Below are 14,438 nucleotides of genomic sequence, written 5' to 3' on the forward strand. Positions count from 1 at the left end.
GCAGCCTGACAAGTGTAATGGATCAGAGCCGCGAGGCGAATCCTTCGACAACTTCGGCGGAAATGGCCTGCACCTGCTCGGTCGTGAGCCCGGGCTCGGGGGTGAACACGGCCTTGCGGTAGTAGTCGAGCTCGCGGATGGACTCGCGGATGTCGGCGAGAGCGCGGTGGCCGCCGTCCTTCGCGGGGGCGTTGAAGTACACCCGGGGGAACCACCGCCGCGACAGCTCCTTGATCGAGGAGACGTCGATGCTGCGGTAGTGCAGGTGCGAGTCGACGCGCGGCATGTACTTGGCGAGGAACGTGCGGTCGGTGCCGATCGTGTTGCCCGCGAGCGGAGCGGTCTGGGGCGTCGGGACGAAGCGCAGGATGTACTCGTTGACCGCGTACTCCGCGTCGGCCAGGGCGACGCCGTTCGGGATCTCCTCGAGCAGGCCGCTCTCGCGGTGCATGTTGAGCACGAAGTCGCCCATGTTGTCGAACGCCGACTGGTCGGGCTTGATCACGATCGAGAAGCCGGGGTCGACGGGGACGAGGTCGTAGTCCGTGATGACGACCGCGACCTCGACGAGCTCGTCGATGGAGATGTCGAGCCCGGTCATCTCGCAGTCGATCCAGACGAGCAGGTCAGAGGTGGAAGCCATGGCGAAAGTCTAGGCCGCGTCACCGATAGTGATCGCCTCGGCCTCCGTGGCCGCGGGCTCCGGCGTCGCGCCGTTGACCCGCGCGAGCGCCCTGCGCCCCACGATGATGAGCGCCGCCGAGAGCGCCACCGAGACCGCGCCGACGAAGTACGGCGTGGCCGAGGTGAACGTTGCGGCGAGCGTCGTGGCCAGGGGCGGGGCGACCGCGCCGCCGATGAAGCGCACCGCGGAGTACGCCGAGGACGCCACCGAGCGGGGGAGGTCGGTCGCCTCCATGACGGACTCGGTGAGCACGGTGTTCAGGACCCCGAGCAGCAGTCCGCCGACGATGACGCTGGCGACGAGGCCGGCCGGAGAGTGGATGGCGAGGCCTGCGCCGACCAGGTCGAGCGCGAGCAGCGGGAGGACTATCGAGAGGACTGCGGTGCGCGGCATCCGGGCCGTCAGTATCGGGGCAAGCCACACGCTGGTCACCGCGAGGGCGACGCCCCAGCCGAAGAAGGTCAGGCCGATGCCCATCGCCTCGAAGCCGAGCGGGAACGGCGTGTAGGCGAGCAGGATGAAGAAGCCGATGTTGTACAACAGGGCCGCGCCCGCCAGCAGGGCCAGGGCGGGATGGCGCAGTGCGCGCAGCGGAGCGGAGAGGCGGGTCGGCTGCAGCTGCGAGCGGTCCTCCTTGCGCAGCAGGACGGTGATCGCGATGAAGCCGATCGCCATCAGGGTCGCGGTGCCGAAGAACGGGCCGCGCCAGCTGATCGACCCGAGCAGGCCGCCGAGGAGGGGGCCGATCGCGATGCCGAGGCCGAGAGCCGCCTCGTACAGGATGATCGCCGCGCTCGTGCCGCCGCTGGCCGCGCCGACGATGGTGGCCAGCGCCGTCGAGATGAAGAGCGCGTTGCCGAGGCCCCAGCCCGCGCGGAACGCGATGACGGCCTCCACGCTGCCGCCCAGAGCGGCCAGGAGGGCGAAGACGACGATGAGGCCCAGACCGATCATGAGCGTGCGCTTCGGGCCGATGCGGCTCGACACCCAGCTCGTGACGAGCATGGCGAGGCCGGTGATCAGCAGGTAGCTGGTGAAGAGCAGCTCGGTCTCGGTGGGGGTCGCCCTGAGGTCGGCCGCGATGACGGGAAGGATCGGGTCGACGAGGCCGATCCCCATGAACGCGATGACGCACGCGAACGCGACGGCCCAGACCTGCTTGGGCTGCTTCAGGATGCTGCCCGCGCTCTCGCCGGCACTCATGCGGCAACCGCCACGGCACCCACCCGCTCGGAGAGGATCGCCGCCGTGCGCTCGATCGCCTGCCAGCCCTCCGCGTCCAGGTCGTCGAAGAACGGCGCCATCGCGCTGGTGAGCTCGACCCGCCAGCCGGCGAGGGCCGCGCGGCCCTTGTCGCTGATCGCGATGAGCCAGGCGCGCGAGTCCTCGACGTCGGCGATGCGGTGCACCCACTCGTCCTCGACGAGGCCCTGAAGCAGCTTGGTCATGCCGGGCTGGCTGATGCGGGCAGCCTTGGCGAGGTCGCCGATGCGGTGGGGGCCGTCGGTGGAGAGGACGGAGAGGGCAGACCAGGTGGCGGAGGAGACGGCCGATCCTGTGGTCTGCGCGGCAATTCGGGTAAGCCGGTGGCTCGAGACCAGGAGCGTCTCGAGGATCTGCGTGGTGTTCATCCACCAAGTATATAACCGAGTTATATAAGTGATCGTCTGGTAAGACTTGAGCATGAGCGATTCAGCACCCCAGGTCAGCCGCGGCGACGAGTACATCGTCTTCTACGTCGGCGGCCCCTACGACGGCCAGAACGACAAGCGCATCAGCACCGACGGCACCTGGGAGACCGAGATCACGGTCATCGCCGCGGTCGACGGCAAGGAGACGCAGCTCGTCTACGCCTCGCCCGTGGCTCGCGAGGTGGGCGACCAGGTGCAGGTCACGTACACCTGGGACCAGGCTGACAGCGACCCGCTCGAGGCCCTCGAGGAGCGCGGCGAGGAATAGCCCGCACCCGTTCGCGGGTTGGCACCCGTGTGAACCTCCTCTTCTTCTCGTCGAACTTCTGCGAGCCGTGCATGGTCACGCGCACGGTTCTGGGCGAGGTGTCGGCCCTCGTGCCGGCCGCGCGCATCGCCGAGCTGGACGTCGTGCGCGACGCCGACGAGGCCGAGCGCGCGGGCATCCGCGTGACGCCCACCGTGGTGGTGCTGCGGGATGACGGCACCGAGGTGTTCCGCGCCGAGGGCGTGCCCAGCCTGAACCAGGTGCTCGTGGCGCTCGCGAAGGCGGTCTGAGGGGCGGACGCGGTATCGTGGGACACCCGCCCCCGTAGCTCAGCGGATAGAGCAGGAGCCTTCTAATCTCTTGGTCGCAGGTTCAATTCCTGCCGGGGGCACTCCGCGAAGACATCAGGTGGCGCCTGGGGATAAAGTGGCGCCCATGAAGCGCACTCTGGGACTCGTCTCCGTCGCGGCGCTCGCGGCGCTCGCCCTCACCGGCTGCGTGCAGTCCGGCCCGACCGTGGTCACTTTCGAGGTCGCGGGCCAGGGCACCTACAAGATCGAGCTCATCACCGACGAGCAGATCCAGCACGTCAAAGACCTCATGGCCGGAAGCGAGGAGGGTCGCATTCCGCTCGGCACGATCGTGCGCGACGACCCGGGCGTGAACGCGCCCTGGTCGTGGCACATCGACCCGAAGACCCTCGAGTTCGCCGATCAGGCAATCGAAGTGTGCGACGGACTTCCGGAGTACGTCGAGGACGGCACCCTGACCTCGGACACCTACTGCCCGTGGTCGGCCGTGCCGATCAAGCTCGAGGGCCCCGGCTCGTAGGCGTCAGACGAGTCGTCAGGCGGTCGGAAGCACCGTCGTGGTCGCGGCCTGGTCGTCGCTGCGCTGTGCAGCGTTCCAGGCCTGCTGCTTGCTGGCGAGGTCGTCCGCCGGGGCCGCGGCCGTCTCGTACTTCCACGCCGCGAGGTCCTGGGCGAACAGCTTGCGCGCGCGAGAGGGTTTCGCCTGCCAGGCGATGAGCCCGTCCTGGAAGTCGGCGAGGTCCTGCTCGGCCTGGAAGCTGTAGTTCGCCGAGTTGGCCTTCATCGTCGCGAGCTGGTGGGCCGCCCAGTCGGCGGCGAGCCCGGCACCGGCAACGGGGAGCAGCCGCACGCGGACCTCCGCCTCGCTGGTCTGGTGGTCGACGTGGTCCTTCTCGGTGGCGGAGAGTGTGCTCCATCCCGCGGCGCGACGGCCGGAGGCGATGAGGGCGGCGATCGCGGATGCCTTGTGCTCACGATCCTGCTGCGCGATGAGCCGCTTGATCGAGCCGCGCGCGATGAGGGTGGCCACCACCCCCGCGACGAGAATCGCGAGCACGGGCACAACCGCGCCCATCACCACGCGCCCGTCGTACGAGCTGAACCACCGGACGATGTCACTCCACCAGGCCTCTAACATGCTGGCACTGTAACCCCGGGGTACGCGGGGTCAGGGGAGCGACAGGCACTAAAAGCGGAAGCACTCCATTGCCGCACCGAAATCCCAGAACTCGCCGATCGGCAGGAACCTGCGCTGGCGCTGGAGCATCCGCTTCGCCAGGAACCTCGGACCGGCGGGGGTGGTGCTGCGCTCGACGTAGCCGAGCACCTCGCCGTCGGGCCTGGTGACGCGCCACAGGTCGTCGTGCAACTGGATTGTCGCAACCCCGCCCCGGATCTCGGCAGCAGGCGCGAAGGTGAGTGTTGTCATGGTTCGAAGATATGTTCGACCACCGACATCGCGGGAGCATGATCGCGGATCACCACATCGCGTATCAGGGCAGCGGCTGCTCCAGAGCCAGATCGGCGTCGATGACCCGGCGCGACCGGGAGGTCTGCGCGAGCACGATCCCCACGAGGACCACGCCGGCGCCCACCAGCTGCAGGGCATCCAGCTGCTCACCCAGCCAGAGCCACGCGACAACGAACGCGAAGATGACCTCCGACGACGCCACGATGCCGGCCGGAGTGGCTTTGAGCCGCCCGATGGCGGCGAAGGAGAGGAAGAAGGGGGCGAACGATCCGAGCACGATGAGGACGGCCATCGGCACCCAGAGCGGCACGACCACGTCCGAGAGGTTGCCCCCGAGCGACACCGCCGTGGCGGCGATGGCGGGGTCCACGTTCCACCACCCGCTGAAGAAGGCCCAGAACAGCGTTGCGAAACCGCTGGTCCAGAACGCGACGGCGAGAGGGGATGTCGCGGTCACCTGCCTCTCGCCGACGAGGAAGTAGATCGCCAGGGTGACGGCAGCAGCCAGGGCCATGACCACGCCGAAGCCGTCGAGGGAGCTCGACCACACCTGCGCCACCACGGCGAGGCCGACCAGCACGAGCCCGATCGCGACCCACAGCCGCGCCTTGACCTTCTCCTGGAGGAAGAAGAACGCGACGACGGCGACGATCAGCACGGCGAGGTACTCGAACAGCAGGGCGATGCCGACCGGGAGCAGCTGGATGGCGTAGGCGTAGGTCGCCTGAAGAGCCGCGATGCCGACGACGCCGAGCACTGCCATCACGGCGATCTGGCGCAGGGGCAGCCGGAACCCGCGACGGTCGACCACGAGCATCACCGCGCCCGCGATGAGGCACGTGCCGAGCGTCCGGAACTGCGTCACCTGCAGCGGGTCGAGGCCGTTATCGAGGATGACCTTCGTCATGCTCCCGTTGGCGCCGAAGAGCAGCGCGGCGAGGAACCCGAAGAGGTAGCCCACCTCAGGAGGGGGAGCCGGTGCCGTGCACCGCGAACGGCTCGATGGCCGCGATCTCCTCCGCCGTGAGCGGCGCCGCGTCGAGCGCCGCGAGGTTGTCGTCGAGCTGGGCGACGCTGCTCGCGCCGATCAGGGCGGACGTCACCTCGGGCACGCGGAGCACCCACGAGAGCGCGAGCTGGGCGAGGGTCTGGCCGCGGCCGGCGGCGATCTCCTGCAGCCCGCGGACGCGCTCGAGGTACTCCGGAGTGATGTTGCGGTCGCTGAGCCACTGCGTGGTGGCTGCGCGCGAGTCATCCGGAATGCCGTTCAGGTAGCGGTTGGTCAGCAGGCCCTGGGCCAGCGGCGAGAACACGATGCCGCCGACGCCGAGCTCCGCGAGCACGGGGAAGAGGCCGTCGTCCTCGATGTGGCGGTCGAACATGTTGTAGCGGGGCTGGTGGATGAGCAGCGGCACCTTGTGCTCGGCCAGCGCGGCGTGCGCGGCCCGGGTCTGCTCGGCGCTGTAGTTCGAGATGCCGACGTAGAGCGCCTTGCCGGAGTGCACGGCGCTCGCCAGCGCGCCCATCGTCTCCTCGATCGGGGTCTCGGGGTCGGGGCGGTGCGAGTAGAAGATGTCGAAGTAGTCGAGCCCCGTGCGCTTGAGCGAGGCGTCGAGCGAGGAGAGCACGTACTTGCGCGAGCCGAAGTCCTGGTACGGACCGGTCCACATCGAGTAGCCCGCCTTCGACGAGATGACGAGCTCGTCCCGGTACGGCGCCAGGTCCTGCGCGAAGATCGTGCCGAAGTTGCTCTCGGCGGAGCCGGGAGGGGGCCCGTAGTTGTTGGCGATGTCGATGTGGGTCACACCGCGGTCGAAGGCGCGCCGGATGATCGCCCGCTGGGTCTCGAGGGGGCGGTCGTACCCGAAGTTGTTCCAGATGCCCAGTGAGATCTTGGGTAGCTTGAGGCCGCTGCGGCCCGTCCTCACATACTCGAGGTTGTCGTACCGGGCGGCGTCTGCGTCGTAGGGCATGGTCCAAGCCTAGGGCCGCGCGCGTGGCGCATCCGGTCCTGCCGGCGTAACGTCGAAGGGCAACGAAAGGGGCTCAATGATGAGCGACATGACAATGACCGGCCAGACCTGGGTGGCCTTCGGTCCGGCCGGTGCCCTCGGCTCGGTCCACGGGACCGACAGCGGCTACACCTTCAAGCTGGTCACGGACGACGGCTTCCGAGCCGTCTACCCGACTCTGGAGGCCGCGCAGGGCGCCCTCTACTCGAGCTTGCTGCCCGGGTCGGAGTGGCCCGAGTTCAAGGAGCACTGACGCAAGGAGGGCCGACGCGTCCTCCCCAACTCGCTCGACGGCGATCGCTCCCCTCGCGGGCAGCGGTCGCCGTTTCGCGTCGCGGCGCCGGACGACACTTGCTGCAACGGATCCCGGGGGCGGCTTTCCCGGCACGAGTGCCGCACCCCGGGGTCTGTCCACTACTCGACGAACGGAGCAGCACATGACAGACACCATCACGATCAGCGGCCTCGTCGCCACGATCCCCCGCCACATCCTCACGAGCGAGGGGCTGTCCATCACCTCGTTCCGCCTTGCCTCCGCCCAGCGGCGGTTCGACCGCTCCAAGGAGCGGTGGGTCGACGTCGAGACGAACTGGTACACGATCACGTCCTTCCGGCAGCTCGCGCTCAACGCCTCCCTCTCGATCGAGAAGGGCCAGCGAGTGGTCGTGACCGGGCGGCTGCGCATCCGGGAGTGGGACAACGGAGACCGGGTCGGCACGACGGTCGATGTCGAGGCGGAGTCGATCGGGCACGACCTGGCGTGGGGCACGTCGTCGTTCTCGCGCAGCATCGTCTCCAGCGCGGCGCCCGCTGTGCCCGAGTCGGGCGGGGTGGAGGAGCGGGAGGAAGCGCCGGCGGACGAGGCTCGCTCCGTCGAGGGGCAGGAGCCGGTGCTCGAGCCCGTCGTCGCAGTCGCCAACCGGGAGGATGTGCCGTTCTGAAGCCGGGCCGGCCGAGTCGCTCTAGAATCGCTCAGGACAGCACCACCTGGGCGCTGACCGGATCCGCGGAGGGGCACGATGGCTCGGAGCACTGCCACAGGGGTCGCGCTCGCCGGCGTGGCGATCGCCGGGGTTCTCGTTCTCGCCGGCTGCGTGCCCGGGGCTCCCGCGCCCGTCCCGGCGGAGACGGCGGCCCTGCCGTCTTCAACGCCGACCTCCTCGGCGAACGCCCTGCCTGAGCTGGTGCCGGGCGGCACGGCCAAAGACAACCAGCCCTACTTCGACCGGGTCAACCTCTCGTACTTCAACGCGAATGACATGGGAACGAGCCGTGGAATTGTCGACAACCTCGTCGCCGCGGGCTTCCGCAAGCAGGACATCGAGATCACTGCCGACCGGACCTCCATCGATCTGAAGGCCGACTCGATCATCTTCTCGGTGCGGCTGAAGGGGGAGTGCCTGATAGGGGACTTCACGGCCACCACGATCAAGAGCATGGTCGCGCCCATCCTCGGTACGGGCGGCTGCCTCATCGGCAAGACCGTCACCATCGACTGGTAGCACTCCCGCGCTCTCCTAGAATCGACCCATGGCCGAATTCATTTACTCCATGGTGCGCGCCCGCAAGGCGGTCGGCGACAAGCTGATCCTCGACGACGTCACCATGTCCTTCTTCCCCGGCGCCAAGATCGGCGTCGTCGGCCCGAACGGTGCTGGCAAGTCCACGATCCTGAAGATCATGGCCGGGCTCGACACCCCCAGCAACGGCGAGGCACGGCTGAGCCCGGGCTACAGCGTGGGCATCCTCATGCAGGAGCCCGAGCTCGACGAGACCAAGACAGTGCTCGAGAACGTGCAGGACGGCGTCCGCGAGATCAAGGACAAGGTCGACCGGCACTCGGCGATCGGCCTCGAGATGGCCGAGCCCGACGCCGACTTCGACGCCCTGCTCGCCGAGATGGGCACCCTGCAGGAGGAGATCGACGCCGCTGACGCGTGGGACCTCGACTCCCAGCTGGAGCAGGCGATGGACGCCCTTCGCACGCCCCCGGGCGACGCGTCGGTCGCGAACCTCTCCGGTGGCGAGAAGCGCCGCGTCGCGCTCACCAAGCTGCTGCTGCAGAAGCCCGACCTGCTGCTGCTCGACGAGCCCACGAACCACCTCGACGCCGAGAGTGTGCTCTGGCTCGAGCAGCACCTGGCCAAGTACCACGGTGCGGTTCTCGCCGTGACGCACGACCGGTACTTCCTCGACCACGTGGCCGAGTGGATCGCCGAGGTCGACCGCGGCCACCTCTACCCGTATGAGGGCAACTACTCGACGTACCTCGAGAAGAAGGGCGAGCGCCTCAAGGTCCAGGGCAAGAAGGACGCGAAGCTCGCCAAGCGGCTCTCCAGTGAGCTCGAGTGGGTGCGCAGCAACGCGAAGGGCCGCCAGGTCAAGTCGAAGGCGCGCCTCGCACGCTACGAGGAGATGGTGAACGAGGCCGAGAAGACCCGCGTTCTCGATTTCGAGGAGCTGGTCATCCCGGTCGGCCCGCGCCTCGGCTCCCAGGTCATCGATGCGAAGAACCTGCAGAAGGGATTCGACGGCCGCATCCTCATCGACGGACTCAGCTTCACGCTGCCGCGCAACGGCATCGTCGGCGTGATCGGCCCCAACGGCGTCGGCAAGACGACCCTCTTCAAGACGATCACGGGTCTGGAGCCGCTCGACTCGGGCGACCTCAAGATCGGCGAGACTGTCGACATCTCCTACGTCGACCAGAACCGCGGCGGCATCGACCCCAACAAGACCCTCTGGGAGGTCGTCTCCGAGGGGCAGGACTACATCAAGGTCGGCAAGACGGAGATCCCGTCCCGCGGCTACGTCAGCCAGTTCGGGTTCAAGGGCCCCGACCAGCAGAAGAAGGCGGGTGTGCTCTCCGGTGGAGAGCGCAACCGCCTCAACCTGGCGCTCACGCTGAAGCAGGGCGGCAACCTGCTGCTGCTCGACGAGCCGACGAACGACCTGGACGTCGAGACGCTCGGCAGCCTCGAGAACGCGCTGCTCGAGTTCCCCGGCTGCGCGGTGGTCATCACCCACGACCGGTGGTTCCTCGACCGCATCGCTACCCACATCCTGGCCTGGGAGGGTACGGAGGAGAACCCGGCCCAGTGGTACTGGTTCGAGGGCAACTTCGAGTCCTACGAGGAGAACAAGATCGAGCGCCTCGGCCCTGACGCGGCCAAGCCCAACCGGTCGGCCTACCGCAAGCTCACCAGGGACTAGTCGTGACGCGGCTGCACGTTGCCATACCGCTGCGGTGGTCTGACTTCGACGCCTACGCGCACGTCAACAACGCCGAGATGCTGCGCCTCCTCGAGGAGGCGCGCATCCAGGCGTTCTGGCGCCCCGACGAGGGCGTGGGGCTCGACACTGCCATCCTGGACGCGCGGCCGGGGGCCGAGACGATCGGCCTCATCGCGCGCCAGGAGGTCGAGTACCTCGCCCCGATCCCGTACATGCGCTCGCCGATCGACATCGAGATGTGGATCGGGCGCCTCGGTGGGGCGAGCATCGAGATCTGCTACGAGATGTTCTCTCCGGAGGGGGTGACCCCGCGGGTGCTGTTCACGAAGGCCGCCACGACGCTCGTCATGGTGACGGCGGAGACCGGGCGTCCCGTGCGCATCTCCGACAGCCTGCGCGAGGTGTGGGAGCCGTACGTCGAGGCGCCCGTGCAGTTCACGAAGCGGGGCTGATCGGAGCCTGAGTCAGGCGCCCGGCACCCGGACGGTGATCTCCTGCGCGACGCTCGCCAGCAGCACGCCGTCCCGGCTGTAGATGCGGCCCTGCGAGAGCCCGCGGCCGCCCACGGCGGTCGGCGACTCCTGCACGTAGAGCATCCACTCGTCCACCCGGCCGAAACGGTGCAGCCACATCGCGTGGTCGAGGCTGGCAACCTTGAGCCCCGGCGTGGACCACGGCAGGCCGTGCGCGCGCAGCACCGACTCCTGGATCGAGTAGTCGCTCGCGTAGACCAGGGCCGCACGGTGCAGGGCGGGGTCGTCGGGCATGGGGCCGATGGTCTTCAGCCACACGGCCTGGTGCGGAACGCTCCCGCCCTCGACGGCGAGGTAGATCGGGCTCGTGACATAGCGCAGGTCGAACGCGCGGCCGCTCGACCAGCCGCGGGCGACGGGATGATCGAAGCCGGCGAGCACGTCGGCCGCGGTGGGCAGCGTGTCGGGGTCGGGGAGGTCCGAGGGCATGTCGATCTGGTGGTCGAGGCCGCTGTCGTCGTCCTGGAACGAGGCGATCATCGACAGGATCGGCAGCCCGCCCTGGTAGGCCTGCGTGCGGCGGGTGGAGAACGAGCGCCCGTCGTGGATGCGGTCGACCGAGAAGGTGATCGGGAGGCCGATGTCGCCCGGCCGGAGGAAGTAGCCGTGCATCGAGTGGGGGTGCCGTCCCTCCTCGATGGTGCGCTGGGCGGCGACGAGGGACTGCGCGAGAACCTGGCCGCCGAAGACACGGCCGTGGGGCATCCACTGGGTCGGCCCGGTGAAGATGTCCTCGCTGGTGCGGGCGCCCGTGTCGGTGAGGTCGAGCGTCTCGAGGAGGCCGGTCAGGGGGTCGCTCATGCCCTGTAGTTTAGAAGACCTATGAGCCGCTCATTCACTCTCGTGGATTCCCTCGCCCTCGGCGACCTGCACGTGTTCCTCGGTCGCGCCCTGCGCGTGGAGGACGGCTCGGTGCGCCTCATCGCGGGGTCGGGCGTGCTCGCGGTCTACGTCTCGGTGCTGCATCCCGCCGGCCTTCTCGATGAGAGCCCGACCGTGCTGGGGCTGCGCACCTTCGCGCTCGTGCGCGGCGCGGACGACGAGGGCGACGCGGCCTTCGACGTGGTCGTGCCGACCCGCTCCCTGCTGATGCGGGTGGAGGGCAAGCTCGAGGCGGCCACTGCGGCTGTCGCCGAGCCCGTGACCGTGAGCCTTCCGCTGGAGGTCAACTCGGTGTCGTGGGCGGCGATCTCACCGCCCCGCGGCGGCTGGCTGGCGCTCGAGTCCGTGGCGTCCGCCGCGCTGGACCAGGTGGCACGCGCCGGCATCGACGAGGTCGCCGCGGCGATCCCTACGGGCACGGGGGAGCAGATCGTGCACCGCGTCCGCAGCGAGATCTGGGGCCGGCCCCTGACCGGCTTCGACCACATCCCGGGAGGCGCCGCGTTCGCCGCGCTGAGCCTCGGCTTCCTCGGGGATGACGACGTGGTCGCCGTGTTCGAGACCGGTCCGTGGACGCGCCTGACGACGCGGCGCGGCCACGTCCTCGTCAAGCGCCGCGCCTGGGCGCTCGCCCGCTAGTTGTAGGTCGGCATCTGCGCGACCATCCCCGCGATGAGGAAGCCCACCCACGAGATGGTGACGATGAACGTCAGCACGATGATCGCGATGACCACCCACATCACGGCGAGGCCCTTGCCGGTGCGGCGCTTGGTGACCACCGCGCGGCCGATCGCGTAGACGGGGTAGCCCGCCAGGCCGAAGAAGCCCCACGCCCAGTGGAACGGCTTCGGCACGCCCGCGGCCTTGAGCCAGCGCCAGTCGAGCCACGAGAACAGGACGACCAGGGCGCCGAGCACCCAGCCGCTCAGGCTCAGGAGGACGAACGCGGGCGAGGTCATCAGCTGCAGCTGGACGCGCGTTGCCGAGCCCGGGTCGCTGACGTTCATCCCCGCGAACATGCCGGGGAGGAGGGCGAACAGGAACGGGAGCGACAGGTACGGCACCACGACGACGAGCCAGATCCACAGGTTGTAGACGCGCGTGCCCTCGGGCGCCTTGAGCGCGGCGGCCGGAGCGTACGGGTCGCTGAAGTTCTCGGTCCACTTCGTGCCGTCCCACCAGCGGTTGCGCTGCGCGTTCTCGGGATCGGTGTACCAGCCTGCCGGGGTGGAGCCTGCGGGGGTCGTCATCGTGCGTTCCTCTCGACGGGGTGCAGCTGCACCACGGGGATTGTCCGGTAGGTGTTCTCCTGGTAGCCGGCGAAACCGGGGTTCCGCTCGGAGAACCTGGCGTACAGGGTGTCGCGCAGATCACTCGCGACAGGGGCCGCGGTCGCGTCGAACTCCTCGACGCCGTGCTCGGTGGCGCGCTCGACCGTGACCGCGGGGTTCGCGAGCAGGTTGTGGTACCACGCGGGGTTCTCCGGGGCGCCGGCCTTCGAGGCGATCACGAAGATGCCCTCGGGCTCGTCGAAGTACATCATCGGCGCGATGCGGGGCTCGCCCGACTTGGCCCCGATCGTGTGGAGCAGCAGCAGGCGCCGGCCGAAGCGGTCGACGTGGCCGTTGTTGGCCCGGAACTGCTCGATGATGCTGTCGTTCCAGTTCATGCCTGCAACGCTACCGCCCGGCCGGCCGTGCGGCCGGTGAACAGGCAGCCGCCGAGGAACGTGCCCTCCAGCGACCGGTAGCCGTGCACCCCGCCGCCGCCGAACCCGCTGGCCTCGCCGGCCGCGTACAGGCCGGGCACCGGCTCGCCGTTCACTCCGAGGGCGCGCCCGCTGAGGTCGGTCTGGATGCCGCCCAGGCTCTTGCGGGTCAGGATGTGCAGCTTCACCGCGATGAGCGGGCCCGCCGCGGGGTCGAGGATGCGGTGCGGCTTGGCGACGCGGATGAGCTTGTCGCCGCGGTAGTGGCGGGCCTGGCGGATGGCGTTGATCTGGGCGTCCTTGGAGAAGCTGTTGGCGAGCTCCCGGTCGCGCGCCTCGATCTCGTACCGCACGAGCGAGGCATCGAGCGCGACATCCGGGGACTTCTCCTGCATCTGCGAGACGAGCTCCTCGAGGGTCTCGGCGACGATGAAGTCCTCGCCCTTCTCCTTGAACGCCTCGACGGGCCCCGTGGCGCCCTTGCCGAGCCGCTGGCGGAGCAGCTCGCGCACGCTCTTGCCGGTCAGGTCGGGATTCTGCTCGCTGCCGGAGAGCGCGAACTCCTTCTCGATGATCGCCTGGGTGAGCACGAACCAGGAGTACTCGTACCCCGTGGCGACGATGTGCTCCAGGGTGCCGAGGGTGTCGAAGCCGGGGAACAGCGGCACCGGCAGGCGCCGGCCCGTCGCATCCAGCCAGATGCTCGACGGGCCGGGGAGGATCCGGATGCCGTGCCGCTCCCACACTGGCGCGTAGTTGGTGATGCCCTCGACGTAGTGCCACATCCGGTCGCCGTTGACGAGCCGCGCGCCGGCCTTCTCCGCGATGCCCAGCATGCGCCCGTCGACGTGCGCGGGAACTCCGCTCAGCATGTGCTTCGGCGCCGCGCCCATGCTCGCGGGCCACTGCTGGCGCACGAGGTCGTGGTTGCCGCCGATGCCGCCGCTCGTGACGATCGTGGCGGCGGCCCGCTCGTCGAACGTGCCGACCGCGTCGCGGTTGCTCGGGGCGCCGCGCTCGGCGGGGTCGTCCGCGAGGACCGCGCCGCGGGCTCCGACGACGGCCCCCTCGACGACCACCAGCTCGTCGACGCGGTGCCGGAACTTGAGGGTCACGAGGCCTCTCGCGACGCCCTCGCGCACGATTCGCACGAACGGCTCGAGGATGCCCGGCCCGGTGCCCCACGTGATGTGGAAGCGCGGCACGGAGTTGCCGTGGCCGGTGGCGGTGTACCCGCCGCGCTCGGCCCAGCCCACGACCGGGAAGAACGAGACGCCCTTCTCCCGGAGCCAGGACCGCTTCTCGCCGGCGGCGAACTCGAGGTACGCCTCCGCCCACTGCCGGCCCCACTCGTCCTGGTTGCCGGTCTCCGGGGTGTCGCGGTCGAAGCCGGCGCTGCCGAACCAGTCCTGCCGGGCGAGCTCGAAGGAGTCCTTGATGCCCATGCGCCGCTGCTCGGGCGAGTCGATGAGGAAGAGCCCGCCGAACGACCACCAGGCCTGCCCGCCGAAGCTCGCCTCGGGCTCCTGCTCGAGGATGGTGACGGTCTTTCCGGCCGCGACGAGCTCGGACGCGGCGACGAGGCCTGCGAGCCCGGCGCCGACGACGATGGCGTGCGCGGGGGTGGTGGGGGTCATGGGACC

At 69.3% G+C, this 14,438-nt stretch carries 20 protein-coding genes and 1 tRNA gene; 10 read left to right on the forward strand and 11 right to left on the reverse strand.

The genetic code is table 11. The features are described 5' to 3' along the window. Window positions 1-22: 22 nt before the first annotated feature. From orn to AC1RTC_RS01250, 3 genes are read right to left on the reverse strand one after another with little or no spacing between them, the layout of a single operon-like run. A complete protein-coding gene (gene orn, locus AC1RTC_RS01240; protein ID WP_493153636.1) occupies window positions 23-643 on the reverse strand; it encodes an oligoribonuclease in 621 nt (206 codons plus the stop codon). A 9-nt stretch (window positions 644-652) separates the two neighbouring features. Beyond that, window positions 653-1,888, reverse strand: a complete 1,236-nt coding sequence (locus AC1RTC_RS01245) for an MFS transporter (protein ID WP_493153637.1) — start codon at window positions 1,886-1,888, stop codon at window positions 653-655. After that, entirely contained in the window at window positions 1,885-2,316 is a 432-nt protein-coding gene (locus AC1RTC_RS01250) for a MarR family winged helix-turn-helix transcriptional regulator (protein WP_493153638.1), read from the reverse strand. Before AC1RTC_RS01250 ends, AC1RTC_RS01245 begins: the two co-directional genes overlap by 4 nt. Window positions 2,317-2,368: 52 nt before the next feature. Between AC1RTC_RS01250 and AC1RTC_RS01255 the strand changes: the two genes are divergently transcribed. The 4 genes from AC1RTC_RS01255 to AC1RTC_RS01270 all read left to right on the forward strand — a co-directional run bounded on the left by AC1RTC_RS01255 (window position 2,369) and on the right by AC1RTC_RS01270 (window position 3,475). Continuing rightward, window positions 2,369-2,644, forward strand: a complete 276-nt coding sequence (locus AC1RTC_RS01255; RefSeq protein ID WP_493153639.1) for an oligoribonuclease — start codon at window positions 2,369-2,371, stop codon at window positions 2,642-2,644. Window positions 2,645-2,673: 29 nt separating this feature from the next. Next, a complete protein-coding gene (locus tag AC1RTC_RS01260; RefSeq protein ID WP_493153640.1) occupies window positions 2,674-2,934 on the forward strand; it encodes a thioredoxin family protein in 261 nt (86 codons plus the stop codon). A 28-nt stretch (window positions 2,935-2,962) separates the two neighbouring features. After that, window positions 2,963-3,035, forward strand: a tRNA-Arg gene (locus AC1RTC_RS01265). Window positions 3,036-3,079: 44 nt separating this feature from the next. Beyond that, window positions 3,080-3,475, forward strand: a complete 396-nt coding sequence (locus AC1RTC_RS01270) for a BP74-related protein (protein ID WP_493153641.1) — start codon at window positions 3,080-3,082, stop codon at window positions 3,473-3,475. 15 nt (window positions 3,476-3,490) lie between these two features. Here AC1RTC_RS01270 and AC1RTC_RS01275 read toward each other — a convergent pair whose 3' ends face one another. From AC1RTC_RS01275 to AC1RTC_RS01290, 4 genes are all read right to left on the reverse strand, one after another. Then, window positions 3,491-4,093 (reverse strand): hypothetical protein, encoded by a 603-nt coding sequence (locus tag AC1RTC_RS01275; RefSeq protein WP_493153642.1) that lies wholly within the window; start codon window positions 4,091-4,093, stop codon window positions 3,491-3,493. Between the two features lie 48 nt (window positions 4,094-4,141). Beyond that, window positions 4,142-4,384, reverse strand: a complete 243-nt coding sequence (locus tag AC1RTC_RS01280; RefSeq protein ID WP_493153643.1) for a hypothetical protein — start codon at window positions 4,382-4,384, stop codon at window positions 4,142-4,144. 64 nt (window positions 4,385-4,448) lie between these two features. Beyond that, entirely contained in the window at window positions 4,449-5,387 is a 939-nt protein-coding gene (locus AC1RTC_RS01285) for a DMT family transporter (RefSeq protein WP_493153644.1), read from the reverse strand. A gap of 1 nt (window position 5,388) precedes the next feature. Further along, complete coding sequence (locus AC1RTC_RS01290) at window positions 5,389-6,399, reverse strand: aldo/keto reductase (protein WP_493153645.1); 1,011 nt, start codon at window positions 6,397-6,399, stop codon at window positions 5,389-5,391. Window positions 6,400-6,478: 79 nt separating this feature from the next. Here AC1RTC_RS01290 and AC1RTC_RS01295 point away from each other — a divergent pair, with 79 nt between their 5' ends. The 5 genes from AC1RTC_RS01295 (at window position 6,479) to AC1RTC_RS01315 (ending at window position 10,124) form a co-directional block, all read left to right on the forward strand. After that, window positions 6,479-6,691 carry a methyltransferase gene (locus tag AC1RTC_RS01295; RefSeq protein WP_493153646.1) on the forward strand — a complete coding sequence of 71 codons (213 nt, stop codon included), beginning with the start codon at window positions 6,479-6,481 and terminating at the stop codon, window positions 6,689-6,691. Window positions 6,692-6,875: 184 nt separating this feature from the next. Continuing rightward, window positions 6,876-7,379 carry a single-stranded DNA-binding protein gene (locus AC1RTC_RS01300; RefSeq protein ID WP_493153647.1) on the forward strand — a complete coding sequence of 168 codons (504 nt, stop codon included), beginning with the start codon at window positions 6,876-6,878 and terminating at the stop codon, window positions 7,377-7,379. Between the two features lie 78 nt (window positions 7,380-7,457). After that, window positions 7,458-7,940 (forward strand): DUF6993 domain-containing protein, encoded by a 483-nt coding sequence (locus AC1RTC_RS01305; protein ID WP_493153648.1) that lies wholly within the window; start codon window positions 7,458-7,460, stop codon window positions 7,938-7,940. A gap of 28 nt (window positions 7,941-7,968) precedes the next feature. Continuing rightward, window positions 7,969-9,651 carry an energy-dependent translational throttle protein EttA gene (ettA, locus tag AC1RTC_RS01310; RefSeq protein WP_493153649.1) on the forward strand — a complete coding sequence of 561 codons (1,683 nt, stop codon included), beginning with the start codon at window positions 7,969-7,971 and terminating at the stop codon, window positions 9,649-9,651. Between the two features lie 2 nt (window positions 9,652-9,653). Continuing rightward, complete coding sequence (locus AC1RTC_RS01315) at window positions 9,654-10,124, forward strand: acyl-CoA thioesterase (RefSeq protein ID WP_493153650.1); 471 nt, start codon at window positions 9,654-9,656, stop codon at window positions 10,122-10,124. A gap of 12 nt (window positions 10,125-10,136) precedes the next feature. Here AC1RTC_RS01315 and AC1RTC_RS01320 read toward each other — a convergent pair whose 3' ends face one another. Continuing rightward, complete coding sequence (locus AC1RTC_RS01320; protein ID WP_493153651.1) at window positions 10,137-11,006, reverse strand: acyl-CoA thioesterase; 870 nt, start codon at window positions 11,004-11,006, stop codon at window positions 10,137-10,139. 21 nt (window positions 11,007-11,027) lie between these two features. Here AC1RTC_RS01320 and AC1RTC_RS01325 point away from each other — a divergent pair, with 21 nt between their 5' ends. Continuing rightward, complete coding sequence (locus AC1RTC_RS01325; protein WP_493153652.1) at window positions 11,028-11,726, forward strand: DUF8185 domain-containing protein; 699 nt, start codon at window positions 11,028-11,030, stop codon at window positions 11,724-11,726. Here the strand turns inward: AC1RTC_RS01325 and AC1RTC_RS01330 are convergent. The 3 genes from AC1RTC_RS01330 to AC1RTC_RS01340 are packed head-to-tail and all read right to left on the reverse strand — an operon-like array spanning window position 11,723 to window position 14,432. Continuing rightward, window positions 11,723-12,337, reverse strand: a complete 615-nt coding sequence (locus AC1RTC_RS01330) for a DUF2510 domain-containing protein (protein ID WP_493153653.1) — start codon at window positions 12,335-12,337, stop codon at window positions 11,723-11,725. The genes AC1RTC_RS01325 and AC1RTC_RS01330 overlap by 4 nt on opposite strands. Next, window positions 12,334-12,756 (reverse strand): nitroreductase family deazaflavin-dependent oxidoreductase, encoded by a 423-nt coding sequence (locus tag AC1RTC_RS01335; RefSeq protein ID WP_493153654.1) that lies wholly within the window; start codon window positions 12,754-12,756, stop codon window positions 12,334-12,336. The genes AC1RTC_RS01330 and AC1RTC_RS01335 overlap by 4 nt, the downstream gene beginning before the upstream one ends. Beyond that, window positions 12,753-14,432 carry an FAD-binding dehydrogenase gene (locus AC1RTC_RS01340; protein ID WP_493153655.1) on the reverse strand — a complete coding sequence of 560 codons (1,680 nt, stop codon included), beginning with the start codon at window positions 14,430-14,432 and terminating at the stop codon, window positions 12,753-12,755. Before AC1RTC_RS01340 ends, AC1RTC_RS01335 begins: the two co-directional genes overlap by 4 nt. Window positions 14,433-14,438: the final 6 nt, after the last annotated feature.

Source organism: Rhodoglobus sp. GW821-FHT12B09 (assembly GCF_058809925.1).